Origin of the sequence: Nocardia sp. NPDC051929 (genome assembly GCF_044548645.1) — a bacterium.
In the GTDB taxonomy this organism is placed as follows: domain Bacteria; phylum Actinomycetota; class Actinomycetes; order Mycobacteriales; family Mycobacteriaceae; genus Nocardia; species Nocardia sichangensis.
Map to the genome: position 1 here is coordinate 270453 of NZ_JBIUCG010000002.1, position 25480 is coordinate 295932.

General features: G+C 66.1%; 28 protein-coding genes. 13 read left to right on the top strand and 15 right to left on the bottom strand.

The window, feature by feature from the left end:
* The first annotated feature begins 54 nt into the window (after window positions 1–54).
* The 4 genes from tsf (at window position 55) to ACIHAX_RS03395 (ending at window position 3521) form a co-directional block, all read left to right on the top strand.
* Window positions 55–879, top strand: coding sequence for a translation elongation factor Ts (tsf, locus tag ACIHAX_RS03380; protein ID WP_355069925.1), 825 nt, complete (start codon window positions 55–57; stop codon window positions 877–879).
* 195 nt (window positions 880–1074) lie between these two features.
* Window positions 1075–1803 (top strand): UMP kinase, encoded by a 729-nt coding sequence (gene pyrH, locus ACIHAX_RS03385; protein WP_039799499.1) that lies wholly within the window; start codon window positions 1075–1077, stop codon window positions 1801–1803.
* 50 nt (window positions 1804–1853) lie between these two features.
* Window positions 1854–2411, top strand: a complete 558-nt coding sequence (gene frr / locus ACIHAX_RS03390) for a ribosome recycling factor (RefSeq protein ID WP_355069927.1) — start codon at window positions 1854–1856, stop codon at window positions 2409–2411.
* Window positions 2412–2606: 195 nt separating this feature from the next.
* The gene (locus tag ACIHAX_RS03395) at window positions 2607–3521 is read left to right on the top strand and encodes a phosphatidate cytidylyltransferase (protein WP_379251573.1); all 915 of its coding nucleotides are present in this window, start codon (window positions 2607–2609) and stop codon (window positions 3519–3521) included.
* Window positions 3522–3530: 9 nt separating this feature from the next.
* Here ACIHAX_RS03395 and ACIHAX_RS03400 read toward each other — a convergent pair whose 3' ends face one another.
* Window positions 3531–3887 (bottom strand): lipopolysaccharide assembly protein LapA domain-containing protein, encoded by a 357-nt coding sequence (locus tag ACIHAX_RS03400; RefSeq protein ID WP_355069930.1) that lies wholly within the window; start codon window positions 3885–3887, stop codon window positions 3531–3533.
* Window positions 3888–4012: 125 nt separating this feature from the next.
* Here ACIHAX_RS03400 and rlmN point away from each other — a divergent pair, with 125 nt between their 5' ends.
* On the top strand, window positions 4013–5122 hold the full coding sequence (gene rlmN, locus ACIHAX_RS03405) for a 23S rRNA (adenine(2503)-C(2))-methyltransferase RlmN (protein WP_355069932.1): 1110 nt from the start codon (window positions 4013–4015) through the stop codon (window positions 5120–5122).
* 79 nt (window positions 5123–5201) lie between these two features.
* Here rlmN and ACIHAX_RS03410 read toward each other — a convergent pair whose 3' ends face one another.
* Window positions 5202–5615 carry a DUF5997 family protein gene (locus tag ACIHAX_RS03410; RefSeq protein WP_397275573.1) on the bottom strand — a complete coding sequence of 138 codons (414 nt, stop codon included), beginning with the start codon at window positions 5613–5615 and terminating at the stop codon, window positions 5202–5204.
* Between the two features lie 61 nt (window positions 5616–5676).
* Between ACIHAX_RS03410 and ACIHAX_RS03415 the strand changes: the two genes are divergently transcribed.
* Entirely contained in the window at window positions 5677–6600 is a 924-nt protein-coding gene (locus ACIHAX_RS03415; RefSeq protein ID WP_397275575.1) for a LysR family transcriptional regulator, read from the top strand.
* Between the two features lie 51 nt (window positions 6601–6651).
* Here the strand turns inward: ACIHAX_RS03415 and ACIHAX_RS03420 are convergent, their stop codons facing one another.
* Together ACIHAX_RS03420 and ACIHAX_RS03425 are read right to left on the bottom strand one after the other, a co-directional pair.
* Window positions 6652–6966: a hypothetical protein gene (locus ACIHAX_RS03420; RefSeq protein ID WP_355069937.1), complete on the bottom strand. Its 315-nt coding sequence runs from the start codon at window positions 6964–6966 to the stop codon at window positions 6652–6654.
* Between the two features lie 132 nt (window positions 6967–7098).
* The gene (locus ACIHAX_RS03425; RefSeq protein ID WP_355069939.1) at window positions 7099–7365 is read right to left on the bottom strand and encodes a DUF2631 domain-containing protein; all 267 of its coding nucleotides are present in this window, start codon (window positions 7363–7365) and stop codon (window positions 7099–7101) included.
* 144 nt (window positions 7366–7509) lie between these two features.
* Between ACIHAX_RS03425 and dxr the strand changes: the two genes are divergently transcribed.
* From dxr to ACIHAX_RS03450, 5 genes are all read left to right on the top strand, one after another.
* On the top strand, window positions 7510–8649 hold the full coding sequence (gene dxr / locus ACIHAX_RS03430) for a 1-deoxy-D-xylulose-5-phosphate reductoisomerase (RefSeq protein WP_356961328.1): 1140 nt from the start codon (window positions 7510–7512) through the stop codon (window positions 8647–8649).
* Between the two features lie 234 nt (window positions 8650–8883).
* Complete coding sequence (locus ACIHAX_RS03435) at window positions 8884–10083, top strand: site-2 protease family protein (RefSeq protein WP_355069942.1); 1200 nt, start codon at window positions 8884–8886, stop codon at window positions 10081–10083.
* A 109-nt stretch (window positions 10084–10192) separates the two neighbouring features.
* Window positions 10193–11350 (top strand): flavodoxin-dependent (E)-4-hydroxy-3-methylbut-2-enyl-diphosphate synthase, encoded by a 1158-nt coding sequence (gene ispG, locus ACIHAX_RS03440; RefSeq protein WP_355069944.1) that lies wholly within the window; start codon window positions 10193–10195, stop codon window positions 11348–11350.
* Window positions 11351–11418: 68 nt separating this feature from the next.
* The gene (locus ACIHAX_RS03445; RefSeq protein ID WP_355069946.1) at window positions 11419–12282 is read left to right on the top strand and encodes a GNAT family N-acetyltransferase; all 864 of its coding nucleotides are present in this window, start codon (window positions 11419–11421) and stop codon (window positions 12280–12282) included.
* 74 nt (window positions 12283–12356) lie between these two features.
* Complete coding sequence (locus tag ACIHAX_RS03450) at window positions 12357–14144, top strand: penicillin-binding transpeptidase domain-containing protein (protein ID WP_364427135.1); 1788 nt, start codon at window positions 12357–12359, stop codon at window positions 14142–14144.
* Between the two features lie 18 nt (window positions 14145–14162).
* Here the strand turns inward: ACIHAX_RS03450 and ACIHAX_RS03455 are convergent, their stop codons facing one another.
* The 7 genes from ACIHAX_RS03455 to ACIHAX_RS03485 form a co-directional block, all read right to left on the bottom strand.
* Window positions 14163–15170: a hypothetical protein gene (locus ACIHAX_RS03455; RefSeq protein ID WP_397275579.1), complete on the bottom strand. Its 1008-nt coding sequence runs from the start codon at window positions 15168–15170 to the stop codon at window positions 14163–14165.
* A 122-nt stretch (window positions 15171–15292) separates the two neighbouring features.
* The gene (locus ACIHAX_RS03460) at window positions 15293–18241 is read right to left on the bottom strand and encodes an IPT/TIG domain-containing protein (RefSeq protein ID WP_397275581.1); all 2949 of its coding nucleotides are present in this window, start codon (window positions 18239–18241) and stop codon (window positions 15293–15295) included.
* Between the two features lie 334 nt (window positions 18242–18575).
* Window positions 18576–18881 carry a hypothetical protein gene (locus tag ACIHAX_RS03465; protein ID WP_355069953.1) on the bottom strand — a complete coding sequence of 102 codons (306 nt, stop codon included), beginning with the start codon at window positions 18879–18881 and terminating at the stop codon, window positions 18576–18578.
* Window positions 18878–19315: a hypothetical protein gene (locus ACIHAX_RS03470; protein WP_355069954.1), complete on the bottom strand. Its 438-nt coding sequence runs from the start codon at window positions 19313–19315 to the stop codon at window positions 18878–18880. Before ACIHAX_RS03470 ends, ACIHAX_RS03465 begins: the two co-directional genes overlap by 4 nt.
* Window positions 19312–19533: a hypothetical protein gene (locus ACIHAX_RS03475; RefSeq protein WP_355069956.1), complete on the bottom strand. Its 222-nt coding sequence runs from the start codon at window positions 19531–19533 to the stop codon at window positions 19312–19314. The genes ACIHAX_RS03470 and ACIHAX_RS03475 overlap by 4 nt, the downstream gene beginning before the upstream one ends.
* Window positions 19534–20319: 786 nt before the next feature.
* A complete protein-coding gene (locus tag ACIHAX_RS03480; protein WP_356961338.1) occupies window positions 20320–21057 on the bottom strand; it encodes an IPT/TIG domain-containing protein in 738 nt (245 codons plus the stop codon).
* A 169-nt stretch (window positions 21058–21226) separates the two neighbouring features.
* Window positions 21227–21355 carry a hypothetical protein gene (locus ACIHAX_RS03485; RefSeq protein WP_397275584.1) on the bottom strand — a complete coding sequence of 43 codons (129 nt, stop codon included), beginning with the start codon at window positions 21353–21355 and terminating at the stop codon, window positions 21227–21229.
* A gap of 32 nt (window positions 21356–21387) precedes the next feature.
* Between ACIHAX_RS03485 and ACIHAX_RS03490 the strand changes: the two genes are divergently transcribed.
* Window positions 21388–21600: a hypothetical protein gene (locus tag ACIHAX_RS03490; protein ID WP_355069961.1), complete on the top strand. Its 213-nt coding sequence runs from the start codon at window positions 21388–21390 to the stop codon at window positions 21598–21600.
* 294 nt (window positions 21601–21894) lie between these two features.
* Complete coding sequence (locus ACIHAX_RS03495) at window positions 21895–22197, top strand: hypothetical protein (protein ID WP_397275586.1); 303 nt, start codon at window positions 21895–21897, stop codon at window positions 22195–22197.
* 76 nt (window positions 22198–22273) lie between these two features.
* Here ACIHAX_RS03495 and ACIHAX_RS03500 read toward each other — a convergent pair whose 3' ends face one another.
* The 4 genes from ACIHAX_RS03500 to ACIHAX_RS03515 form a co-directional block, all read right to left on the bottom strand.
* Window positions 22274–22876: a hypothetical protein gene (locus ACIHAX_RS03500; protein WP_397275588.1), complete on the bottom strand. Its 603-nt coding sequence runs from the start codon at window positions 22874–22876 to the stop codon at window positions 22274–22276.
* A gap of 159 nt (window positions 22877–23035) precedes the next feature.
* Window positions 23036–23578 carry a hypothetical protein gene (locus tag ACIHAX_RS03505; protein ID WP_397275590.1) on the bottom strand — a complete coding sequence of 181 codons (543 nt, stop codon included), beginning with the start codon at window positions 23576–23578 and terminating at the stop codon, window positions 23036–23038.
* Window positions 23579–23595: 17 nt separating this feature from the next.
* The gene (locus ACIHAX_RS03510; protein WP_397275592.1) at window positions 23596–24471 is read right to left on the bottom strand and encodes a WXG100 family type VII secretion target; all 876 of its coding nucleotides are present in this window, start codon (window positions 24469–24471) and stop codon (window positions 23596–23598) included.
* Window positions 24468–24782 carry a hypothetical protein gene (locus tag ACIHAX_RS03515; RefSeq protein ID WP_355069971.1) on the bottom strand — a complete coding sequence of 105 codons (315 nt, stop codon included), beginning with the start codon at window positions 24780–24782 and terminating at the stop codon, window positions 24468–24470. The genes ACIHAX_RS03510 and ACIHAX_RS03515 overlap by 4 nt, the downstream gene beginning before the upstream one ends.
* Window positions 24783–25480 lie beyond the last annotated feature (698 nt).

Sequence of the window (25480 nt, forward strand, 5' to 3'; positions counted from 1 at the left end):
CATCGTGATCGCCGCTGTCAACATCCACACTTCTCCAAAGGAGGCTCGCCGAGAATGGCGAACTACACCGCTGCCGACGTGAAGCGGCTCCGGGAGCTGACCGGCTCCGGCATGATGGATTGTAAGAACGCGCTGGCCGAGACCGACGGTGACTTCGACAAGGCCGTCGAGCTGCTGCGCATCAAGGGCGCGAAGGACGTCGGCAAGCGTGCCGAGCGCACCACCGCCGAAGGCCTGGTCGCCGCCAAGGACGGCGTCATGGTCGAGATCAACTCCGAGACCGACTTCGTCGCGAAGAACGCGGAGTTCCAGCAGCTGGCCGAGCAGGTCGTCGCCGCGGCGGCGTCCGCCAAGCCGGGCGACCTGGACACGCTGAAGGCTCTTGACCTGGGCGGCAAGACCGTCGACGAGGCTGTGCAGGCGCTCGCCGCGAAGATCGGCGAGAAGCTCGAGCTGCGCCGCGTCATCTCGCTGAACGGCCCGGTCGCCACCTACCTGCACAAGCGTGCCTCCGATCTGCCGCCCGCCGTCGGCGTGCTGGTCGAGTACACCGGTGAGGGCGACGCCGCGGCCGAGGCCGCTCGCGCCGCCGCCATGCAGGTCGCCGCGCTCAAGGCCAAGTACGTGACCCGCGACGAGGTTCCCGCCGACCTCGTGGAGAACGAGCGCCGCATCGCCGAGCAGACCGCTCGCGAGGAGGGCAAGCCTGAGGCCGCGCTGCCGAAGATCACCGAGGGCCGGGTCAACGGCTTCTTCAAGGACGTCGTGCTGCTCGAGCAGCCGTCGGTCACCGATTCGAAGAAGACCGTCAAGGCTCTGCTGGACGAGGCCGGTGTCACCGTCACCCGCTTCGCCCGCTTCGAGGTCGGCGCGAACTGAGTTTCGCCGCACCTTCAGCGTGCAGGCCCCCCGCCGACCGAACGAACGCCGGTTGACGGGGGGCCTTCTGCTGCCGCTCCAACCGAATAAGGCAGGATAGATGCCGCTCTGCCTTGCTCTACGTCACAGGCGCCTGCCGTGAGCAACGAATCGCCGGAAGAACGACAATCCCTCGCCGAAGGAGACTGGAGACCCATGACGGACCCGGGGACCGATCGCCCAGGATATCGCCGGGTACTGCTGAAACTCGGCGGAGAGATGTTCGGCGGCGGGAAGGTCGGACTCGACCCGGACGTGGTGCAGACGGTGGCCGAGCAGATCGCCGAGGTGGTCGCCACCGGCGTCCAGGTGGCCGTGGTGATCGGCGGCGGGAACTTCTTCCGCGGCGCCGAACTCGAGGAGCGCGGCATGGAACGCGCGCGCTCGGACTACATGGGCATGCTCGGCACGGTGATGAACAGCCTTGCGCTGCAAGACTTTCTGCAGCAGCAAGGCGTGGACACCCGGGTGCAGACCGCGATCACCATGGGCCAGGTCGCCGAGCCCTACCTCCCGCTGCGCGCCAAGCGGCATCTGGAGAAGGGCCGCGTGGTCATCTTCGGAGCGGGCATGGGCATGCCGTACTTCTCCACCGACACCACCGCCGCGCAGCGCGCGCTGGAGATCGGCGCGGACGTGGTCTTGATGGCCAAGGCGGTCGATGGAGTGTTCACCGCCGACCCGCGCGTCGACGAGACCGCGACCATGTACACCGAGATCACCCACAAAGAGGTCATCGAGCGCGACCTCAAGGTCGCGGACGCGACCGCCTTCAGCTTGTGCATGGACAACCAGATGCCGATTCTGGTGTTCAATTTGTTGACCAAGGGCAATATCGCCCGCGCGGTCGCCGGTGAGAAGATCGGCACACTGGTTCGGTCCTGATACCCGCCGACCGCGGATCATGACATGACGACGCTGTGGAGGAAACGGTCGTGATTGAAGAAGCGCTCTTCGACGCCGAGGAGAAGATGGAGAAGGCCGTCTCGGTGGCGAAGGACGATCTCGGAACCATTCGCACCGGTCGCGCGAATCCGGGCATGTTCTCTCGGGTCGTGGTCGACTACTACGGATCGCCGACCCCGATCACCCAGATGTCCAGCATCACGGTGCCGGAGCCGCGCATGGTCGTGATCAAGCCCTACGAGGCGGCCCAGCTCGGGCCGATCGAGACCGCGATCCGCAATTCGGATCTCGGCGTCAACCCCACCAACAACGGGGACATCATCCGCATCTCGGTGCCGCAGCTGACCGAGGAGCGCCGCCGTGAGCTCGCCAAGCAGGCGAGAGGCAAGGGCGAGGACGCCAAGGTCGCCATTCGCAATGTCCGTCGCAAGGCGATGGACGAACTGGGCCGCATCCAGAAAGATGGCGAGGCGGGCGAGGACGAGGTCGGGCGTGCCGAGAAGGAGCTCGACAAGACCACCGCCAAGTATGTCGGCCAGATCGATGAACTGGTCAAGCACAAGGAAGCCGAACTGCTCGAGGTCTGACGCGGATCGGTCGGCAGGCGTGACCGGGCCCGGAGGAGGCCCAAGTCACCGCGAGTGCCGCCCGTGACAGCGCCGAGGCCCGCCCGGGCGGGGGACGAACGGAACGACGAGTTGAGCGACGGGACAATCGTGGCCGAGAACGCCGCCGCGACCGGTGCGGCAGAGGAGCCGCCGGTGAACGGAACAGCCGATGCGATGCGACAGCACGCGCACGATGCTGGTGCTTCCGGTTATGAACGGTTAGGCGGTCCCGCGAATCCCGCTGCGGCGCACACCGCTCCCGCCTCGAGTGGTTCGCGGGCGGGTCGCAATCTGCCCGCCGCGCTGGCCGTCGGCTTCGGCCTCGGCCTCTCGCTGATCGCGATCCTGCTGTTCGTGCCGAAGGTGTTCATCGGCGTCGCGGCGGCCGGGGTCGGCGTGGCCACCTGGGAGGTCGCCAAGCGCCTGCGCGAGGCCGATGTGCTCGTCCCGCGGATTCCACTGATCGTGGGCGGCCAAGCGGTGTTCTGGCTGGGCTGGCCGTACGGCGCCAGCGGTGTCGCGGGCGCGTTCGCCGCGACCACGCTGATCTGCATGGCGTGGCGGCTGTTCGACCACGGCTTACGGACAGCTCCACGAAACTTCTTGCGCGACACCGCTATCACGGTGTTCACGCTGGCCTGGATTCCGCTGCTCGCCTCGTTCGCCACCCTGCTGCTGCTCGAGCCGGACGGCAATCTGCGGGTGCTGACCTTCATGATCCTGGTGGTCTGCTCCGACGTCGGCGGTTATGTCGCGGGCGTGCTGTTCGGTAAGCATCCGATGGTGCCCTCGATCAGCCCGAAGAAGTCGTGGGAGGGTTTCGGCGGCTCCCTGGTGTTCAGCGTGATCGGCGGTCTGCTCACGGTGACGCTCCTGTTGGATGCCAACTCGATGATCGGCGTCGTCCTCGGCGTCGGCCTGGTGCTGGTGGCCACTTGCGGCGACCTGATCGAATCGCAGATCAAGCGCGAACTCGGCATCAAGGACATGGGCACGCTGCTGCCGGGCCACGGCGGCATCATGGACCGCCTCGACTCCATGCTCCCCTCGGCGTTCGTCTCCTGGCTGGTGCTGTCCACGCTGCTGTGATCCGGCGCGTCAGACCTTCTTGGCCGCGCGGCGCAGCTGCAGGATGCGCACGCCGCCCACCGAGGCCATGACGAGCGCGCCGCCGATCATCGACAGCAGCACGGTGACGCCGAGTGGCAGCGAGAAGTCCCAGAAGAAGAAGTGCACTTGGACCTGCTCTAGGTTCTGCACGATGAAGATCAGCAACAGGACCAGGATCAAGACGCCTGCGACGAGTCCGGTCCAGGCGTAACCGGTGCGCGAGGCAAGAGACTTCTTGACCGGGACGGCGGGCGGAACGACCGGCGGGGCGCCCGGCGGCGTCGTGCGCTGACGCTGTGACAGGTCCGGATCCGGTTCCGGCGGGTGTTCGGCATGCGTGGACATATCTCGATCATGGCCGACGGCTATCACGCCCGCACGCATTTCCTCGGGACGAACCGAGCATGTCGAGACGTGCGTATGTGGTCGAGTGCGGGGGTGTCTGCCTCGGATGGGAGAATGGAACGATTATGACCCTCTCCCTGCCCCTGGTTTTCGACGCTCCGCGCCGTGGCATGCCGCCGCGTCATCTCGCCGACCTCGACGCCGATGGCAGGCGCGCGGCCATCGAGGAACTCGGCCTGCCGAAGTTCCGTGCCGATCAGATCGCCCGGCAGTACTACGCGCGATTGCAGGCCGATCCGGCGCGGATGACGGATCTGCCCGCCGCGGTCCGGGAGAAGATCGGCGCGGCACTGTTCCCGCCGCTGCTCGACGTGGTCAAGCATGTCGCGTGTGACGAGGGGGAGACTCGCAAAACGCTCTGGCGTGCGGGAGACGGCACGCTGCTGGAAAGCGTGCTCATGCGCTACCCCGATCGCGCGACCCTGTGCATCTCCAGCCAGGCCGGTTGCGGCATGGCGTGCCCGTTCTGTGCCACCGGCCAAGGTGGGCTGAACCGCAACCTGTCCACCGCGGAGATCGTCGACCAGGTGCGTGCCGCGGCCGCCGCGCTGCGGGACGGGGAAGTGGCCGGTGGGCCGGGCAGACTGTCCAACATCGTCTTCATGGGCATGGGGGAGCCGCTGGCGAACTACAAGCGGGTGGTCGCCGCGGTCCGCCGGATCACCTCGCCCGCGCCGGACGGACTCGGCATCTCCCAGCGCAATGTCGTGGTCTCGACCGTGGGGCTGGCTCCGGCCATCCGCAAACTGGCCGACGAGGGATTGTCGGTGACGCTCGCGGTCTCGCTGCACACTCCCGACGACGAACTGCGCGACACCCTGGTTCCGGTGAACAACCGCTGGCCGGTCGCCGAGGTGCTCGACGCGGCCCGCTACTACGCCGACAAGACCGGCCGCCGCGTCTCGGTCGAATACGCGCTCATCCGGGACATCAACGACCATCCGTGGCGCGCGGACATGCTGGGCGAGAAGCTGCACAAGGCGCTCGGCTCCCGGGTCCACGTCAACGTCATCCCGCTCAACCCGACTCCGGGCTCCAAGTGGGATGCCAGCCCCAAGCCGGTCGAGCAGGAATTCGTCCGCCGTGTCAACGCCAAGGGCGTGCCCTGCACGGTCCGCGACACCCGCGGCCAAGAGATCGCCGCCGCCTGCGGGCAGTTGGCCGCGGAGAACTGAAATACTCGGCCGCGCATGATGGGTGGCGGCATAGCCTCGCGCCGCCCATTGCAGGGCCAGCGTTTCCCCGACGGAAGCGTTAGCCGCGGTTCTTCGCCGGACGGTTGGTGGCGGCGCGACGTTCGGCTTCCTTCGTCTTGATGCGCTCGTTCTCCGCGCGGACCGCGGCGTAGTTCTCCCGCTCGCGCACGAGCCACTCCGGCGGGTCGGCGAGCAGGGCGTCGATCTCCTCGACCGTGAGATGGTCGGAGACCCCGGCGCGGGTCAAGCCGGTGTTGGAGACGCCGAGTTTGCGTGCCACCACATCGCGCGGAAACGGGCCGGTGCGGCGCAGTTCGGTGAGCCATTCGGGGGGATCGGCGCGCAGCGCGTCGAGCTGGGTGCGCGAGATCGGCGCGTTGCGGAACTCCTCGGGTGCGGCCGGAAGGTAGATGCCGAGCTTATTCGCCGCCGTCAACGGCTTCATCATCTGCGGTTTCTTGTCCGGGCTCACCGACCCAGCTTACTGGGCGGCCCTGCGGGACCCGACCGCGCGGTGGCATACGCTTCCACGAATGAGCCCGTTGGAGTCGATCGATGTCGTGCGCCTGCGCTGGTTCGTCGCGGTCGCGCTGGAGTTGCACTTCGCGCGCGCGGCGAAGTCGCTGCACATCTCGCGGCAGAAGCTCAGCCATACCGTCATCGACTTGGAAAACGAACTCGGCACAAAGCTTTTCGTGCCCGGCGCGCAACCGACCCAGCTCACCGACGACGGCCGCGAATTGCTGGAGCGGGCCCGCGAGATCATCGCGCGCGCCGAGTCGGCGGCGCAGCGGCACGATCCGGAGGCATCGGCCGCCCTGCGCGTGGGTTTCGTGCCGGGCGTCACGGTGTCCAAATGGACCCGGATCTGGGCCGAGCGGTTCCCGGACATCCCGCTCGAGGTGAGCGCGCTGGCGCAGGCGGATCAGGAGGCGGCGCTACGTGCGGGGAGCGTGGACATGTGCTTCGTCCGGCTGCCGATCGACCGCGAAGGCATGAGCGCGATCCCGCTCTACCGTGAGGTCCCGGTCGTGGTGGTGCAGAAGGAACACCCGCTGTCGGTGTTCGACGAGGTGCGCATGGCCGACCTGGCCGACGAGCGTCTCCAGGACACTTCGGACGTCGATGCGATCGGCGGCGCTCTGGAGCTGGTCGCGGCGGCCGGCGGCGCGGCGATCGTGCCGCACTCGCTCGCTCGCCTGCATCATCGCCGCGACCTCGTCTACCGTCCGATGCTCGACGTTCCCGACACGGAGGTCGCGCTGGCCTGGCCCGCCGGCCGCACCACGGATCTGGTCGAGGAGTTCGTCGGCGTCGTCCGTGGCCGTTCCGAGCGCAGTTCCCGCAGCCAGGCCCGAGCCGACAAGGACGAGTCGCGGAAGAAGCCCCCGGCCAAGAAGGTGGTCGGTCGTTCGGCCCCGGCCAAGCAGAAACCTGCCCGACGCCGCGGACGCTAGCGATCCGTCCGGCGACGGCGCGAACCCGGCCCGGGTCCGCGCCGCCGACGATCAGCTCTTGCAGACTCGGTTCAGCTCGTCCGTCGCGGCGTCCATGCTCGTGACCTTGTCGTCGGTCAGAGCGCGGGCGTAGGCGGCGATGGCTTCCTTCTCGGCGCCGTCGGCCTGGATGGCCGAGAGCTTGGCGGCGAGGGACTGCTGCACGGTCGGGTCCAGGTTCCCGCCCGACTCGTCGATGGCGGCGTTGATCGCGTCGACGGCCGCGCCGCACGCCGGTGACTGGGCATACGCGGGCGCGGCGGGCGACAACAGCAGCGAGCCGAACGCACTCGCGGCGAGCAGGGCGGCCGAACAGATCTTGATCATTGCGTCCTAAGTAGTCGTGCGAACAGAAACCGAGGTCCGCGACCCGGCTGGGACGCGGACCTCGGACGCACACGGTACCGGGCCGCAGCCCGCGATACAGGACGAATGAAATTGTGCGAGAGGACTTTTCGGCTAGCGAGGCTTGCGCTGGAGCACCGAGTCGCGGATCAGGATGCCCGCGATCAGGACGGCGAAGCCGACGAGGAAGATGTCCTCGATCTTGCCCTTGTGGTTGCCGACCAGCATGGCCAGCAGGATCAGCGCGACGATCCAGCCCGCGATACGGAAGGTACGACGCGATTCGCCGCTCCAGCCCCAAGCGGCGGAGGGAACTTCGGCGGGATCCACGCGAGTGACGACGCGCTCGGTTTCGACGTGTTCGAGTTCCGTGGCGGCCACGATCGCTCCTTAACTGTTACTTGTACCGATATTCCGGTACGCACTCGATGAGCTGCTGCCGCATATCGTGACATACGACGGTGCGTCGTTGTAAGTCGGCCCGCGCCGGTCGAACACGTTCCCCAGGTAGGACACAATGAAGGCGTGTCCGACATCGTGAGAGTCCTGCTGCTGGGCAGCACCGGATCCATTGGCACCCAAGCGCTCGAGGTGATCGCCGCCAATCCCGACCGCTTCGAGGTGGTCGGACTCGCCGCGCGCGGCGGCAACACCGAGCTGCTCGCCGCCCAGATGGCCGCCACGGGCACACGCAATGTGGCCGTGGCCGATCCGGCCGCGGCCCAGCGGCTGGACCTGCGGCTGGGCGGCCCGGGTGCGGTGACCGAACTGGTGCGCCGCACCGAGGCGGATGTCGTGCTGAACGCTCTGGTCGGCTCGCTCGGGCTGGAGCCGACCCTGGCCACCCTCCAGTCCGGTACGCGCCTGGCGCTGGCCAACAAGGAATCGCTGGTCGCGGGCGGCTCCCTGGTCACCCGCGCCGCCGTCCCCGGACAGATCGTCCCGGTCGACTCGGAGCACTCCGCGCTGGCACAGTGCCTGCGCGGCGGTCGCGCCGACGAGGTCGACCGGCTGGTGCTGACCGCCTCCGGCGGCCCGTTCCGCGGCTGGACCGCCGAGATGCTGGAGTCGGTCGAGCCCGCCGAGGCCAAAGCGCATCCCACCTGGTCGATGGGTTTGATGAACACCCTGAACTCGGCCTCGCTGGTGAACAAGGGACTCGAGCTGATCGAGACGCACCTGCTGTTCGGCGTGCCCTACGACCGCATCGACGTCACCGTGCACCCGCAGTCGATAGTGCACTCGATGGTCACCTTCACCGACGGCTCCACGCTCGCCCAGGCCAGCCCGCCGGACATGAAGCTGCCCATCGCGCTGGCGCTCGGCTGGCCGGACCGGGTGCCCGGCGCGGCCGCGGCCTGCGATTTCGGCACCGCGTCCACTTGGACGTTCGAACCGGTCGACAACGACGTCTTCCCCGCGGTCGAGCTGGCCCGCGCGGCCGGCGAGGCCGGCGGCAGTGTCACCGCGGTCTACAACGCCGCCAACGAGGTCGCGGTGCAGGCATTCCTGGACGGCGCCATCCGTTTCCCGCAGATCGTCGGCACGGTGGCCGCCGCGGTGGAGGCGGCCCAGCAGTGGCGCGCGGAGCCGGAATCGCTCGACGAAGTCCTCGCCGCGGACACCTGGGCGCGGGAGTTCGCCGCCGCCCGGGTACGCGGCTGACGCCCTTCGGCGCCGGATCGGACGCGCGAAGCGACGGCGTCCTGGCACACTGAACACACAGGACAGAGCTTTGTCCCGTTAGGCGTACCTCCGCCTTCGCTCCGGCCATGCGCGAGTTGAAGACGGACTACGTCCGACAGCACCCATTAAAGTGGTCAGAGTGCTCGCGGCCAGGAGCGGACGCGCGCGTGCGGGATATTCGAGCTGCGCATACGCAGGAGGGCTGTAGAGCAAATGGTGTTCGCGTTGGGGTTCGTGCTGTTCGCGCTGGGCATCACGGTGTCGATCGCGCTGCACGAATGTGGGCACATGTGGACCGCCCAGGCGACCGGCATGAAGGTGCGGCGGTACTTCATCGGATTCGGGCCGAAGATCTTCTCGTTCCGCCGCGGCGAGACCGAATACGGACTCAAGGCGCTTCCGCTCGGCGGTTTCTGCGACATCGCGGGCATGACGGCGCTCGACGAATTGCGCCCGGAAGAACTCGACCGCGCCATGTATCGCCAGGCCACCTGGAAGCGGCTGGTGGTGATGTCCGGCGGCATCGCGATGAACTTCGTCCTCGGCTTCATCTTGATCGTGGTGCTCGCTGTCGGCTGGGGGCTGCCCAATCTGAAGGAACCCCCCGCCACCGCGCTGGGGGTCATGAGCTGCGTGCCGCAAGGGAAGCCGGACGGCTCGTCCGAGTCCTGCACCGGCACGGGCCCGGCGCAGCGCGCCGGATTGCGGCGCGGTGACATCGTCAAAGAGGTGAACGGCGTCAAGGTGGACACCTGGCGGCAGTTCCAGGCCGAGACCCAGAAGCAGACCGGCCCCTTCACCTACCTCATCGAGCGCGACGGCAGCACCCTCACCATTCCGGTGACCCCGGAGCGGGTCGTGCGCTACCCCGAGGGCGGGGGCGAGGGCCGCGTGGTCGGCGCCGTCGGCGTGGCGCCCGAGCGCTACGACCCCGTGCAATACGACCTGCTGGGCGCTGTCCCCGCCGCCGCCGGGTTCACCGGCGACATGTTCCTGCGCACGGTCGACTCGCTGACCGAGATGCCCGCGAAGGTCTCCGCGCTGTGGAACGCGGTCACCGGAGGCGAGCGTGATCCGGAGACCCCGGTCAGCGTGTACGGCGCCAGCAAGATCGGTGGCGAGACCGCCGAACGCGGCCTGTGGAACGTCTTCATCCTGGTGCTGGCCAGCCTGAACTTCTTCCTCGGCATCTTCAACCTGCTGCCGTTGCTTCCCCTGGACGGGGGCCACATCGCGGTGGTGATCTACGAGAAGATCCGCAACACCATCCGCGGTTGGAAGGGACTCGCGCCGGGTGCGCCGGTGAATTACCTGAAGTTGCTGCCGGCGACCTATGTCGTCGTGGTGATCGGCGGTGCGTACATGCTGCTCACCCTGGCCGCCGACATCGTGAACCCGATCAAGCTGTTCTGACCGGCGCCGCTGATCAGGCGGTGTGACCGGCGACGTAGGGTGGGCGTCGCGCGCCACGGCTAGACTCGGCACCGAACCGGCCGGACACGACGAAAGTAGGCAGCCGAAGGTGACCAGCACAATCGGATTGGGGATGCCGACCGCCCCCGCGGCAGTGCTCGCTCCACGGCGTAAGACCCGCCAGCTGATGGTGGGCAAGGTCGGGGTGGGCAGCGACCACCCGATCTCGGTGCAGTCCATGACCACGACCAAGACGCACGATGTGAACGCCACCCTGCAGCAGATCGCGGAGCTGACCGCGTCGGGGTGCGACATCGTGCGAGTGGCCTGCCCGCGTCAGGAGGACGCGGACGCGCTGGCCACGATCGCCGCGAAATCCCAGATCCCGGTGATCGCCGACATCCACTTCCAGCCCCGTTACATCTTCGCCGCGATCGACGCCGGGTGCGCCGCGGTCCGGGTCAACCCCGGCAACATCAAGGAGTTCGACGGCCGGGTCAAGGAGGTCGCCAAGGCCGCGGGTGCGGCGGGCATCCCGATCCGCATCGGCGTGAACGCCGGTTCGCTGGACAAGCGGATGATGGAGAAGTACGGCAAGGCCACGCCGGAGGCGCTGGTGGAGTCGGCGCTGTGGGAGGCGAGCCTGTTCGAGGAGCACGGGTTCGGTGACATCAAGATCTCGGTCAAGCACAACGACCCGGTGATCATGGTGGAGGCCTACCGGCAGCTGGCCGCGCAGTGCGACTACCCGCTGCACCTCGGCGTCACCGAGGCGGGCCCTGCGTTCCAGGGCACGATCAAGTCGGCGGTCGCGTTCGGCGCGCTGCTGGCGGAGGGCATCGGCGACACGATCCGCGTCTCGCTGTCCGCGCCGCCCGCCGAGGAGGTCAAGGTCGGCGGGCAGATCCTGCAATCGCTGAACCTGCGCCCGCGCAAGCTCGAGATCGTGTCGTGCCCCTCCTGCGGGCGCGCGCAGGTCGACGTGTACACGCTGGCCAACGAGGTCACCGCGGGCCTGGAGGGCATGGCGGTGCCGCTGCGAGTGGCCGTCATGGGCTGCGTCGTGAACGGGCCCGGTGAGGCGCGCGAGGCCGACCTGGGTGTGGCCTCCGGCAACGGCAAGGGCCAGATCTTCGTCAAGGGCGAGGTCATCAAGACCGTTCCCGAGGCGCAGATCGTCGAGACGCTGATCGAAGAGGCGATGCGCATCGCCGAGGAGATGGGCGAGGACTCGGGCGCGGGCGAACCGGTCGTCACCGTCGGCTGAGGACGCGCCTAACCAGCGCTTTCGGCTTAGTCATACCGGATAGCGCCGGTTCGTGGCAGGCTGTCATCGTGCGGAGTCTGCTGGAGCCGGCGCGACGGGCCAAATACGCCCCTGCGCGGCAGCTCGCTAATCGGGATCTTGCTCAGGTGCTACGTGTGCTGGATGCGGATCCGGTCGCCTCGTGCATGGTCGCGGCCCGCCTGCAAGAGTTCGGTTTGGACAACCGGTGCGGCCAAGGGGAGCTGTGGAGCAGGGGCGGCCCGTCGGAATCGCTGTGTTTCTCGGGTGCGAACCTGGTGCCGTTGCTGGGGGATCGTGGCGCACTGCGTGCGTTCGCCGACCGCGCTATGCGCTGGCCCCGCGTCTGTTCCTCGGTGGTCGGGCGCAGGGAACTGGCGTTGCCGCTGTGGGAGATGTTGACCGGGCACTGGGGTCCGGAACGTGAGCTACGCGGGGAACAACCGCTGCTGGCACTGGCCCAGCCACCAGTGGCCACGCCCGACGCGGAGGTACGCCGGGTGCGTCGCGACGAGCTCGACCGCTACCTCTCGGCCGCGATCGCCATGTTCATCGAGGAGGTCGGCGTCGATCCGCGCGCGGGTGACGGCGGACGCGGCTATCGCCGCCGCATCCAGAGCTTGATCGAATCCGGCCGCGCCTGGGCTCGTTTCGAGGACGGGGAAGTGGTCTTCAAAGCGGAGGTCGGCTCGCTGTCCCGGCGCACGGGCCAGATCCAAGGCGTCTGGGTGCACCCGGATCATCGGGGGAAGGGGCATGGCACCGCGGGTACCGCGGCGGTCGCGAACGCCGTGGTCGCCTCCGGCCGCACTGCCAGCCTGTACGTGAACGACTACAACGCGATCGCTCGCCGCGCCTACAGCCGCGTCGGGTTCCGGCAGATCGCGACTTTCGCCACCGTGCTGGTCGACTGAGCGTGGCCGGCTCCGCGGCGAATCCCGGAGTGCCGCAGGCGTTTGCCCATCAGTGACTATTACCATCGGTGCCGATGTCCACTCGGATGCTTCTCTCGGTCGCCGTCGCGGCCCTCACGGTGGCGGCCGCCGGTTGTGCGAGCAAGCCGCAGGGGCCGGTTCCCGTCGCGGACGCGTTCGTCAAAGCGTTCGCCGAGCACCGGGTCAGCGCCGCCGCCGACCTTACGAACCTGCCGGAAAAGGCAGACGCAGCATTGCGTTCCGCTTGGAATCAACTCCAGGCCGAACAGCTCACGGCGCGCACCGGCGCGGCGCGCGTGACCGGTGACACCGCGACCGTCGACTACACCTACGAGTGGCGGCTACCGAAGAACCGGACCTGGAAGTACTCGGGCCAGTTGCAGATGGGACGCAGCAACGGGCGCTGGATGGTCCGCTGGACCTCTTCCGACATCCATCCCAAACTCGGTGACACCCAGACCATGGCGTTGCGATCCGAGCCGCCGCCGCGGGCGCGGGTGAACGAGCAGTCCGGCAGCGACATCATGGTGCCCGGCAAGGTGTCCCGGGTCGCGTTCGTGGCGGCCGACGCCGCCGATCCGAAAAGTGTGGCCACCGCGCTCTCCGCCGCGCTGTACCGTTTCGACAAGTCGCTGACGCCGCAGTCGATTCTCGACGCGGCCGAGGCCGCGCACGGCGCCTACACGGTCGCGCTGCTCAACGATCTCGAATCCGCTGAGGTGACCACCGATCTGATCGGGTTGCCCGGCGTCACGTTGACCCAGCAGTGGGATCTGGTCGCCACCGATCGGGAGTTCGCGCCCGATCTGCTCACCCAGGTGCGTAAAACGGTGATCGCGGAAGTGGACGGCAAAGCGGGGTGGAGCGTGGTCACCTTGAACGCCAACGGCGCCGACACCGATGTCCTGATGGAGGTGCCCTCGCAACCCGCGCCGTCGTTCTCGCTCAGCGTCGACCGCAACGTGCAGAACGCCGCACAGCGTGCCGTGCAGGCGCGTACCGAGCAGACCATGATGGTGGTGGTGCGCCCGTCCACCGGCGCGATCCTGGCGGTCGCGCAGAACAAGGCCGCCGATCGAGATGGTCCCCTCGCGACGATCGGCCAGTATCCGCCCGGCTCGGTGTTCAAGACGGTGACCGCCGCCGCGGCCATGTCGAACGGCCTCGTGACCCCGGACACGGTGCTGCCGTGCCCCAGCCGAATCGTGATCGGGGAGCGGACCATCCCCAACTACAACCTGTTCACCGTCGGCAATGTGCCGATGTCCACGGCCTACGAGCGCTCCTGCAACACCTCGTTCGCCAAACTCGCCAGTGATCTGCCCGGTCCCGCGTTGCACGAGGCCGCCGCGAAGCTCGGTGTGGGACCCACGTATACGGTGGTGGGGCTGCCGACGACCACCGGTTCGGTGCCCGCCTCGGACGACCTGATCCAGCGCACCGAGGACGGCATCGGTCAGGGCAAAGTGGTGGTCAGCCCGTTCGGCATGGCGCTCATGGCAGCGACCGTCGCGCACGGCTCGGTGCCCGTGCCGTACCTGATCGCGGGGCGGCCCACCCAGGTCGATGGCGACCGTCCGCCCCTCGCTCCCGACGTCATCGAGGGACTGCGCACGATGATGCGCAAGGTGGTCCTGGGCGGTACGGCCGAGCGGATCGCCGATCAGGGCGAGGTCTACGGCAAGACCGGCGAAGCCGAAGTGGACGGCGGGTCGCACTCCTGGTTCGTCGGCTTCCGTGGCGACATCGCTTTCGCGACGCTGCTGGTCGAAGGGGGCAGTTCCGACAACGCCGTCGCGGTGACACGGGACATGCTGGCGGCGCTGCCACCCGGATACTGACGCATCGCCGCCACACTGTCATTCACCGGAGGCCGGCCCGATCAGCAGATGCTCCAAGCTGACCGTGTGGTCGGAGTACTGGTCGACACCGATGACGGCGACGAAGTCGTGATCACCGGCACGCTGTTGCAGAGCCCCCCACGAGTGGGCCAGATACCACCCCGCTCCGGCGGTGCCCCGTGGACCCAAACCGCCGCAATGCATCCAGTAGCGGCCGGGATGCCGATCGGGGCTCGGGCGTACCCGGGCGACGACGCCGATGTTGCGGTCGTCGTCGGAGTCGTACCCGCTTCCGTCGGCCAGTCGCAGCTGCACGGAACGGAAACCGTCCTCGGCGACGCTGTCGCGCACGGTGAACAGCGGACGCTCGACGGTGTCCAGATACAACCGCAGGCAGTCGTTGCCGGTCAGCCCGAAGCTGATGCACGGGCGGTCGCGGCGCGCGACGAGATCGCGGTCGCTGCGGACGTCGACCGGGATGCTGGTGTGGCGTTGCAGGAAGGAAAGCACATACAGCAATCCCCGCAGATCGTTCTCCGCCACCACCGACGGGAGGTCGACGTATCGGTTCCCGAACGCGCCGCCATGCTTCTGAAACACACGCTGCTGGCCGATGCCCGCCGCTCGAAGTGCTTGCGCGGCGGGCCGTGCCAACTCGAATGCCGAGTACACCAGCGTCGTTCCGTTGGTGATCATCTCGGCGCCGAGGAAAGCCTCGAGTGAGGCCTCGACGCCGGAGAATCCCGTCTCGTGCGAAGGGATGTCGACGGGTGCGGAGTTGGCCATCTGGAACAATCCCTCAACGGTCCAGCCCGGGAACATCCGCTCCAGCACTCGGCAGTGATAGTCGCGCGGCAGCCCGATCATGCGCCCGGACAGCCACTGGTAATACTGCGCCTTCGCCGGCCCGTGCCCGGGCGGGATGGGCGGATCGAGCCGCGCCGCGCACCGGTCGTACGCGGCCAGAAAATCGTGATGACTCTTGAGATGCCGCTCCGCCAGCAGCATCTTTAGTACGGTCGCCAACGAAACCCCCTTAACCCCTGCAGCCTCCGTCCACGGTGGCGGAGACTCGTGTCGTAGTCGCTCGACCGCGACGAAGCTGGGCCGCCGGCAACAGCCTGCCGACGGCCCAGCCGCTTCAGCCGTCAGATGTAGGTGAACGCAAGACCATTACTGGTTCCTCCTGCAGTGGTGACGGTGAGTTGTACGGTGCCCGTTCCGGCGGGTGTGACCGCCGTGATCTGGAGCGCGGAGTCGACGGTGAACGACGCCGCCGGTGTGCCGCCGAAGTCCACCGAGGTGGCTCCGAGCAGGTTCGTTCCGGCGATGACGACCGTCGTCCCGCCCGCCGCCGACCCCACGTTCGGCAGCGCCGTGATCAATGTGGGAACCCCGAGGTAGGTGTAGGCGATTCCGTTGCTGGTACCTCCTGCGGTGGTGACGGTGACCTGTACGGTGCCGGTCCCCGCGGGCGCGACCGCGGTGATCTGCGTATCGGAGAGCACTGTGAACGAGGTGGCCGGTGTGCCGCCGAAGGTGACCTCGGTGGCGGTGGAGAGCCCCGTCCCGGTCAGGACGACGATCGTCCCACCGGCTTCCAATCCCACATTCGGCAGCACCGTGGTGAGGGTGGGGAGCGGAATGTAGGTGTAGGCCACGCCATTGCTGGTTCCGCCCGCTGTGGTGACGGTGAGTTGCACCGTTCCGGTTCCGGCGGGTGCGACGGCGGTGATCTGGGTGGCGGAGTCGACGGTGAACGAGGTCGCCGGTGTGGCACCGAAGTCGACCGCTGTGGCTCCGGTCAGCCCTGTGCCGGTGAGAACGACGATCGTACCGCCCGCTTCCACGCCCACATTCGGGACAGCTGCCGTCAGCGTGGGAACTGCGATGTAGGTGTATGGAAGGCCGTTGCTGGTTCCGCCGGATGTGGTGGCGGTGACCTGCACTGTACCGGTTCCGGCGGGTGCGACGGCGGTGATCTGCGTATTGGAGTCGACCGTGAACGAGGTCGCCGGTGCACCGCCGAAGTCCACCCCGGTGGTACCGGTCAGCCCGGTTCCCGTGATGACGACTGTTGTTCCGCCCGCGGCAGGTCCGATATTCGGGACCACCGTGGTGAGGGTGGGAACCGGAATGTAGGTGTAGGGCAGGCCGTTGCTGGTTCCGCCCGCTGTGGTGACGGTGACCGATACGGTTCCGGTTCCGGCGGGTGCGACGGCGGTGATCTGCGTATTGGAGTTGACCGTGAACGAGGTCGCCGGTGTGCCACCGAAGGTGACCGCAGTAGCTGTCGACAACCCGGTGCCGGTGATGACGACCGTCGTCCCACCAGCTGCCACACCCGAATTCGGGACCACCGTGGTGAGGGTCGGGACCGCGACGTAGGTGTAGGCGACTCCGTTGCTGGTTCCACCGGGTGTGGTGGCGGTGACCGATACGGTTCCGGTTCCGGCTGGTGCGACGGCGGTGATCTGGGTGGCGGAGTTGACGGTGAACGAGGTCGCCGGCGTGCCACCGAAGGTGACCGCTGTGGCTCCGGTCAGTCCGGTTCCCGTGAGAACGACGGTTGTTCCGCCGGACACCGGTCCGACATTCGGGACCACCGTGGTGAGGGTGGGCACCGCGACGTAGGTGTAGGCGACTCCGTTGCTGGTTCCACCGGGTGTGGTGGCGGTGACCGATACGGTTCCGGTTCCGGCTGGTGCGACGGCGGTGATCTGGGTGGCGGAGTTGACGGTGAACGAGGTCGCCGGTGTGCCACCGAAGCTGACCGCTGTGGCTCCGGTCAGTCCCGTTCCCGTGAGAACGACCGTCGTTCCGCCCGACACCGGACCCACGTTCGGCACTGCCGCTGTGAGGGCGGGAACGGCGATGTAGGTGTAGGCGACTCCGTTGCTCGTCCCGCCCGCAGTGGTGACGGTGACCGACACTGTTCCGGTTCCGGCGGGTGCGACGGCGGTGATCTGGGTCGCGGAGTTGACCGTGAACGAGGTCGCCGGTGTGGCACCGAAGGTGACCGCTGTGGCTCCGGTCAGGTTGGTTCCGGTGAGTATCACCGTTGTTCCGCCCGCGGCCGGTCCGGTGTTCGGGACCACCGTGGTGAGGGTGGGCACCGCGACGTAGGTGTAGGCGACGCCGTTACTGATTCCACCCGGTGTGGTGACCTTGACCGATACCGTTCCGGTTCCGGCCGGTGCGACGGCGGTGATCTGGGTGGCGGAGTTGACGGTGAACGAGGTCGCCGGGGTGCCACCGAAGGTGACCGCTGTGGCTCCGGTCAGGTTGGTTCCGGTGAGAACCACCGTCGTCCCGCCGGTCACCGGCCCGGTGCTGGGGGCGATGCTCGTCAGCGTGGGCACCGCGGCGTAGGTGTAGGCGACTCCGTTGCTGGTTCCACCCGATCCGGTGACGGTGACCTGCACGGTGCCGGTCCCGGCGGGTGCGACGGCCGTGATCTGAGTCGGGGAGTTGATTGTGAAAAGCGTCGCGGTGCTGCCGAATCGCACCGTCAGCGGGCCGGTGAACCCGGTGCCGGTGATGATGACGCTGTTACCGCCCGCGGTGGGACCGGAAGTCGGCGAGATGGACGTGATCGTGGGGACCACGACATAGGTGTAGGGGACCGCGCCGCTGGTGCCGCCGGGACCGGTCACGGTGACCGGGACGATCCCCGTTCCGGCCGGGGTGACGGCCGTGATCTGCGTGTCGGAGACGACCGTGAAGGACGTAGCCGGTGTGCTGCCGAACGTGACCGCGGTGGCGCCGGTGAAGCCGGATCCGTTCAGAGTGACGGTCGTTCCGCCCGCGGTCGACCCCTGATTGGGAGTGATGCTGTTCAACGCGGGAACGGCGACATAGGTGTAGGGGAGCCCGTTGCTGGTCCCGCCCGAGTTGGTGACGGTGACCTGCACGGTGCCGACCGAACCGGCGGGGGCGACCGCAGTGATCTGGGTGGCGGAATCGAGCGTGAACGTGGTTGCGGTACTGCCGAATCGTACGGTGGTGGGACCGCCGAATCCGGTGCCCGTGATCGTGACGTTCGTACCACCGGTGGTCGGTCCCGATGTCGGGGACAGAGAGGTGATGGTAGGCATGGCGCTGCCTCCTTGTTGCCGTGGTGTTTGTTCCTCTGTCACCGGGGGCGCCGACAATTCCATGGCCCGGCTGGTTTCCATCTCACTCCGAGATACGGGGGCTGGCAACATGTCTGGAATCCGTTTTGGTCCGTTTTCGGATAGGTGCCGGCGTGTCTGTTTGCGAAGTGAACTACTTGGCACACGTTGCGGCAGCGAAGTTTTCGGCGGCGTCGCGACGCCGCCGATTATTTGCCGACGCGAAGCGGGTGGCCGGAGCGCGGAGAGCCGCGAACATTCGGCGACCACTGGAAAATGGCCTCGCGGTGTCCCGCTCGTCGAGCTCCTGTCCGCGTCACAGGAACAGTTCGGGCGGATCGTCGAATTCGATGCCCGCCTGCCGCACCCGGCTCACCATCTTCCGATCCCACTCCCGGTGTGCCCGCAGCGCCATGCGGAACTCGCCCATCTGCTCGGACATCTGCTGTGTCTGCGAAATGGCCAGGTCGCTGAGGACTTTCGCCGCGTCGGCCTTCGTTTTGGTCATGTTGGCGTCGACGTCGCCGCGCTTGAACCACGCCGTCACCGCCGCCGACAGCGCCGATGAGCTGGCGATGAGCACCAGCGCGGCGAAGAGCGGCGACTGCTGTACCAGGTTCATGACGCCTCCCTCACCTTCACCGCGTGCAGCGTCCGCACGTCTTGCAGCACCTGGCGGCGCTTCCACAGGAACGCGACGCCCAGCGCGATCGGCAGCGGACCGCCGAGAAACGTGGCCGTGCCGAGGCTTCGGTTCTCGAGCTGCAACAGCAGCAGCTGCGCACCGAAGGCCACCAGGGACCAGCCGAGCGCCCCGAGACCGACCTGCTCGATCAGATACCCCCAGACGTGCCGGGCGAACAAACCGACCAGCGTCGTGGCGCAGCCGATCAGCATGAGAACCAGCCACAGTGTCCGGAGCCCCGACGGCATGGCCGCGGTCGCCGAATCAGGTGGCGGCCCGTAGACGCACTGCAAGAGCATCGAGGCGCCGAAGACAGCGCACAGCACCACCTCGAAGGGGTCGTGGCGGGTCTTCTCCTTGGTCGCTTTCATGCTGGCTCACCGCTGTCCGGTGGCGCCGGGCTGACCCGGTGGCGTGCCGACTCGACCGCGGGCAGGCCCAGCGCCGCCGCGATGATGGCGAGGACGAATCCGGAGAGGTCGGACGAGACAACGCCCTTGGCGACTCCGTACCCGATCAGCGCGACCAGCAGTGGGTACAACAATGCGCGGACGGGCTCACTGTGCAGGAACGTGATTACTTTGTTCATCGGTTCTTTCCTTTCTTTCTTGCTGCGGCATCGGGGTGCCGCCGGCCGGTCTGGAAGCCCGATGACTGGGGAACTGTGCGCCGCACCCAGGCGTCGGGGTCCGTTGGGACACGGTCGCGAGTTCGGACCGTGTCGGTGTCGTGGAATCCACCCCGAGCGGGATCTAGTTGAACCCGTGTGCGGTGGAGGACGGTTCGTGATGCGATGCTGTCGCCCGCACCACCGCGATGCTGTCCACTCGAATGCCGGTCGCCACCGTGACACGAGAAGCCCGCGCGTGCCGTCCCGAAGACGGGGAGAGGAATGTAGGCATGGCGCTGCCTCTCTGTTTGCTGGTTCCTCCAAAGCGGGGGGTGCCCGAAGCTGGTGTTGGATCGGTTAACTCCGTTATGCCCCAGTAACAGCGCGTCGGCAACGTGTAGGATGATCCGTTTTTGTCCGTTTTCCAGATTGTTGCCACGTGTTGACCAGCGCCGGGAACGGATCGTCGGGCCTTGCCCCGGAGTTGTTCTCGCCGACATGGCAGGCTGGGACTGTCGCCTTGGCAGCCGACCGTCCCTCCTGCGGACGGAATCCAGTCGCGCGCAGTCATTATCGGTGCCGAGCCGTTCCACGGCGCGTGGGCTTCCGGGCAGGTGGCCGCTGTCGGTCGCCGGTGTGAAGGAAGGACCCTGCTGTTGCGGACGGTCTGCTCGAGAGGGACTGCGAGAAGCTCGCAGTGAATCAGGCGCTCAACGCGATCGGGCCGCCGCCGGATTCCCGGCGACGGCCCGTGGGTTGTCTCGATCAGACGTAGGTGTAGGTGACGCCGTTGCTGGTGCCACCCGAGCCGGTGACGGTGACCTGCACGGATCCGGTCGCACCTCCGGGAGCGATGGCGGTGATCTGCAACGCGGAGTCGACGGTGAAGGTCGTGGCGGTACTGCCGAACCGGACGGTCAGCGGGCCGGTGAACCCGGTGCCGGAGATCGTGACGTTGTTGCCGCCCGATGCGGGACCCGAAGCAGGGGAGACCGCCGTGATGGTGGGCACCACGACATAGATGAAGGTGACCCCGTTGCTGGTGCCGCCTGGAGCGGTGACGGTGACCGACACGATGCCCGTGCCCGCCGGGGCGACGGCCGTGATCTGCGTATCCGAGTCGACGGTGAACGAAGTCGCCGGTGTGGTGCCGAAAGTGACGGCGGTGGCACCGGTCAGTCCGGACCCGGTGAGTGTGACCGACGTCCCGCCGGCGGTTGACCCCTGGCCGGGGGCGATGGAGGTCAAAGCCGGGACGGCGAGATAGGTGTAGGTGGCACCGTTGCTGGTCCCGCCCGAATCGCTGACCGTCACCTGTACCGCGCCGGCCGACCCCGCGGGAGCGACGGCCGTGATCTGTATGGCGGAGTCGATGGTGAAAGTCGTTGCGGTGGAGCCGAACCGCACGGTCAGCGGACCGGTGAACCCGGTGCCCGCGATCGTGACGCTGGTGCCTCCCGTGGTGGGGCCCGAGGTGGGTGTGATCGAAGTGATTGTGGGCACGGCGATGCCTCCTGGTTTCGTGGAGATTGTTTTCTCTACGCCGGGGGGAGGGCGCCCCGACTCACTCAGTGGCCCGGCTCTTTCCATTAGCGCCCACCGCCGCTACCTCGGCAATAAGTCAGCCACTCCGTTTTTGTCTGTTTTCGAATCCATTCTGTGTGAACGCTTATCAGCGGTGTTCTCGCGGGGTCACATGGCCTCGGCCGCGGCCGGAAAGATACGCCAGCAACGCCGCCACCTCGTCCGGTGCTTCGAGTGGTCCGTAGTGCCTGGTCCCGAACTCGACCAGTTCCACCACCGCGGCAGTTTCTCGGCGAGGAGGCGAGGGCGATGCGCCGGCGCGATGCGGTCGGTACGTCCGGCGATCACCAGGGTCGGCACGGTGAGGGCGCGAGGGTCGAGACGGGTCACCAGGCGCACCAGCATGGCGCCGTAGCCGACGCGGCCGCGAGCGTCTATCTGCTGGTGCCCAGCCGGCATTTGGATCTCGAGAATCCCACCGTCGCCCGGCACGTAGCCCGCCGGACCATCGCACCCTGGTGACGGGCTCTTCTGACCGGCCCCGGCGGCGACCTTCCGACGCCGTCACCGGGTCCGGCGACACAGACGGATGTGATGGCAGCTCGGGCGACGCCTCGGCGGCTGGAGCCCGTCGGCACAGCAGGAAAGCGGTATCGTGGACCCGGTCGTGCTGTCCGAGTGCGTTGCGTCCGAGGGGGATTTATTGATCGGGAGAACCGGTGCGGGAATCACTGTGGGGCCGGTCGTCCTCCGTCTGCCTGCTACCGATGCACGGTTCGGTCGTGCCTCCCGACCCGCGCGGGTAGGAGCGGAAGCGTGAACGGTCAGCCCCCACTGCTCCCTGCGGGCCCGGGAACGGTGCTCGACGCCAGGGCAGTCCTGAACGGAACTGTCGACATGCGCACCTACCGGCGCAAGTACCTGGTCATCTACGCGCAACCCCGGCGAGGTCTCGCCTGGGATGCGGGCCTGCTGAAAGCCAACCACGACGGAAATCTGTCGATACTGGCTTCCTGTATCGAATGGCTGGACACGTACTTCGGCTGGGAAATGGTGAGCGTCTTCACCCGCCAGGTCGACAAGTACTACATCCATCACGCGATGCTTCGGCGGCGATAAACGACAACCCATTGGAGCACAGCGAGACCGGCCGCGCACTGCCGTCGGTCGCGGTCCGCTGACGGAGGGCCTGCCGTCAACCCCTGAGAGCGCGGATCGTGTCGATGAGCACCTGCGCGCCTTCTCGGGTCAGTTGGTCATCTCGCGTCGTTTGGGCTTCGGTGGCTCGGAACTGGAGTTCGCCCTTCCAGCCGTCGACCGTGGTGGTGAGGTCGACGTCGAGCAGTGTGGTGGCGTGGTCGCCCCCCTTGGGCAGTGGCTCGGTCGCGACCTTGACGCTCGCGCCGTTCACGGTCAGAACCTTGGTCGGGTAGTTATCTGTCGACGCGGGAGGTGTGGACAGGGTGTTACCGCTGACGGTGACGCGAAACAGGGATATGTATCCGAGGGCAGACGGCCACGCGGACCCGTCTGCCTTCTCATAGACACACCCATTGCCGGTGCCGATCTTATCGGTCAGCGATTTTCCGCCAGCGCCGGCGCTGACCTGCAGATTTTCGGCACCAGCTCGAGTGACGAAGAACTGTTTCGCAGAGTCGCACAACTCCTGAATTGTGTGGCTGCTCGTCGGTATCTCATACTTGTCGGGATGAGTGTGCGAAAACAAATCGCAGGCCGAAAGCAGCACTCCCAGAGCCGAAATCGCAAGCAGCTTCCGGAAGATCACGTCGCCTGCCATTCGGAGCTGGGAGAGTTGGTGTTGAAGTCGTCGGAAGAGCTGCGCGGCCACCGATTGTTGATGGAATGTGAATACCCCACTGAAACACCTTCTTCGAACGAACTCACCTCAGGCAACAGGTTTGGCCGCGTCGGCAGCTTCCACCCGCGGAGCTGACCGCTAAGCCTTTGAAACCTTTCTGGTCAGCTCGACGAGAAAATGGGCAGCCCTATTAATGTCCTCATCCGTTAGATGCAGGATGCCAGTTGCGGTTCGGGTTTCGGATTCGGTGATCCTGAATTGTCCATTCCACTCTCCGATCCGGGTTGCCAAAACGACTTCGATACCGGGATTTCTAGTGTCGGTGCGCATATCCTGAACCCAAACTGGATCATTCAGTCCGGTCGTTTTTCTAAATCCTACGACACCTTCAGTCGGGTCCGGGGCGTTCGGTGCATTCCGTAACGATACCCTGCCATTCGCCCTCTGGCTCGTGCTGTTGATGACTGTGCAAATCCCGCCGGGTGAAATCGTTTCTTCACGATTGAAGAGCGGCACCGCGGTCAAGTCAACTGCGCCGAGTTGGTTGCCAAAGAAAGTGAGCAGCGAATCGCACAAGGCGCCCTGGGTTACAGCGGCCGGCTGCTCTGGAGATGGTGGCGAAGGCGAAGGCGACGTGGCGCATCCGGCTGTCAGTGCTGCAGCAACTACGGCCACCGTCATAAACCGAAAGATTCCGATCACAGCTGGAGCTTCCAATCTGATTTGTCGCCATCATTCACCGATGCATCGCCGAGTGCGATACGAAGCCCATTGATACCCTCGCCGTAACTTGCGACGACTCCCGGAGGCCATTTGTTTTCAGGGAGGCCAGCTTGGGCCGATATATTTTGTGTAATCTTGTTGCCTTCGATCATATTTGTCTGAGCGTTTGTTGCAATGGACGTAGCAGCTCCAAGGATGAAGGTCCTCGATGCATCCACTGCCGCCACCAGGTCGGTTGAGGCTGATATGGGACCGAGAGGGAAATTGAAGAAGGACTTGATTAGACTTGTAACGACAGTCAGAACTTTCGTTACCAGATCCTTTGATTTGGTCGCGAGATCAGTGTAGAGGGCGAGCTCGTTCTGGGCAATTCTCTCAAGGCTTGTCGCTATTGTCTCGCATACTTGCGGCATGGTGTCCAGGGCGAGCTTCTGTCGCATGCGCAGTTCCCTGTATCGGTTGGCGGCATCGCCTTCCCATTCGCCTGTGAGGTCTGTTTCCGAGAATGCATTGCTTGCATTGAAGATATCGTTCCTTATATTGCGCCATTCGTTCGCATAGTCGATAAAAGTAACCGGGACTTCGAGTCCGGGTTCCATTTCAGCAAGCTTGTCCCAGGTTTCACCCAGTGCCTTATTGATCTGATCGCGGTTCGCCCATACCAAATCTACTTGCATTTCGGTCGTGAACACGCCACCGGTGACCAATCCGCCGGTGTACCCCTCCGCGCGGATCAGCTTGACCAAATCCCCATGCCAGTCCTGTACTTTTTGGGGCAGGTTGCCGATGTCGTTCTTACTCGACCGAATGGCCTCTATCTGTCTGATCAACTCCTCGCGGGTAGTAGTCACAGTTCACCGGCTTTGCTTTGGATGGCATGCGCGCCAGCGATATCCTCTGCCTCATATGTATCGTGTGCCTGTTTGAGTACCGAGGCTATGTCCTCGAACACGGTCTTTCCTTCAAGCATTCTGCCGAGGAAGTAGCTCGGGGCGGGTCTGTACTTTTCCAGGGTGAGGGCGAACGCGCCGGCTTTTCCCTCGGGAATGTCGACGGCGAAGGTTCTCATAGCCGCGCGGTTCAGATGATCGGCAGCCTCATTCCATTTGTTCACAGCGTGCTGCATCAGATTCAGTGAGACAGTTACCTTGTCGGATGTCATATCGGCCTCTCGTCCAGAAGTCGTTCTCTGTGGCGATCCAAGTGGTACTCGAGATCTGCTTCGGTGTATCGTGAGTAGTCCCGCCGAGCTTCGAATGTCGGGCGCAACGAGCGGATTTGCTGCGCGCACCGCAAAATTTCGTCGGAGAGTTGATGAGGGTCAGTGGACCCGGGCCAGGACGACGAAATCTTGATAGACCGTAGGTAGGTTCGATCGGCAACCACTTCAGCGAAATATCTGTCAGAAGTTTCCGCCCTACCGTACACCTGATATTCAGCGTCTCTTAGCATCCTGCTGGACGTTTCACTGAACTGCTCCCAGGTTTCGGTCTCCAGCAGCACCATAAGTATCTTCCGCCGGTCCGGAACCGCCGTCTCTGAAATTTCTTGTGGGGAAGGTAAACGGCCAGTAGAGTACAACCGATCCAGGCGCATGGATGCTGCCGCCCTGTATGCCGACATCAACTCGTCGCTCACTTCATGGGGAGCAACGTGAGTGCGCCACCCAGAACTGAAATCGATGCTGACTGGTAGAAATCCGCCATCGAGATCCATCGAGACGAGTGAGGATCCGGCAGCATATTGGATCGCGAGTGGTTGGGTTTCTCGATCGCTCCGTACTGCCTGTTGCGACAGCGGCGCAAGCGAAGACGCTGATGATTCCGGACGGGTAGAAGGTGGCACCGCGGCGCTCCGTGG

Coding starts and splice junctions, on each gene's coding strand:
- ACIHAX_RS03460 (WP_397275581.1), bottom strand. CDS start 18,241: ATGCCTACCATCACCTCTCTGTCCCCGACATCGGGACCGACCACCGGT.
- ACIHAX_RS03395 (WP_379251573.1), top strand. CDS start 2,607: ATGCGACAGCACGCGCACGATGCTGGTGCTTCCGGTTATGAACGGTTA.
- ACIHAX_RS03505 (WP_397275590.1), bottom strand. CDS start 23,578: ATGACGGTGGCCGTAGTTGCTGCAGCACTGACAGCCGGATGCGCCACG.
- ACIHAX_RS03470 (WP_355069954.1), bottom strand. CDS start 19,315: ATGAAAGCGACCAAGGAGAAGACCCGCCACGACCCCTTCGAGGTGGTG.
- ACIHAX_RS03490 (WP_355069961.1), top strand. CDS start 21,388: ATGCGCCGGCGCGATGCGGTCGGTACGTCCGGCGATCACCAGGGTCGG.
- rlmN (WP_355069932.1), top strand. CDS start 4,013: ATGACCCTCTCCCTGCCCCTGGTTTTCGACGCTCCGCGCCGTGGCATG.
- ACIHAX_RS03400 (WP_355069930.1), bottom strand. CDS start 3,887: ATGTCCACGCATGCCGAACACCCGCCGGAACCGGATCCGGACCTGTCA.
- ACIHAX_RS03515 (WP_355069971.1), bottom strand. CDS start 24,782: ATGACATCCGACAAGGTAACTGTCTCACTGAATCTGATGCAGCACGCT.
- ACIHAX_RS03475 (WP_355069956.1), bottom strand. CDS start 19,533: ATGAACAAAGTAATCACGTTCCTGCACAGTGAGCCCGTCCGCGCATTG.
- ACIHAX_RS03415 (WP_397275575.1), top strand. CDS start 5,677: ATGAGCCCGTTGGAGTCGATCGATGTCGTGCGCCTGCGCTGGTTCGTC.
- ACIHAX_RS03420 (WP_355069937.1), bottom strand. CDS start 6,966: ATGATCAAGATCTGTTCGGCCGCCCTGCTCGCCGCGAGTGCGTTCGGC.
- pyrH (WP_039799499.1), top strand. CDS start 1,075: ATGACGGACCCGGGGACCGATCGCCCAGGATATCGCCGGGTACTGCTG.
- ACIHAX_RS03500 (WP_397275588.1), bottom strand. CDS start 22,876: ATGGCAGGCGACGTGATCTTCCGGAAGCTGCTTGCGATTTCGGCTCTG.
- ACIHAX_RS03465 (WP_355069953.1), bottom strand. CDS start 18,881: ATGAACCTGGTACAGCAGTCGCCGCTCTTCGCCGCGCTGGTGCTCATC.
- ACIHAX_RS03435 (WP_355069942.1), top strand. CDS start 8,884: ATGGTGTTCGCGTTGGGGTTCGTGCTGTTCGCGCTGGGCATCACGGTG.
- ACIHAX_RS03450 (WP_364427135.1), top strand. CDS start 12,357: ATGTCCACTCGGATGCTTCTCTCGGTCGCCGTCGCGGCCCTCACGGTG.
- tsf (WP_355069925.1), top strand. CDS start 55: ATGGCGAACTACACCGCTGCCGACGTGAAGCGGCTCCGGGAGCTGACC.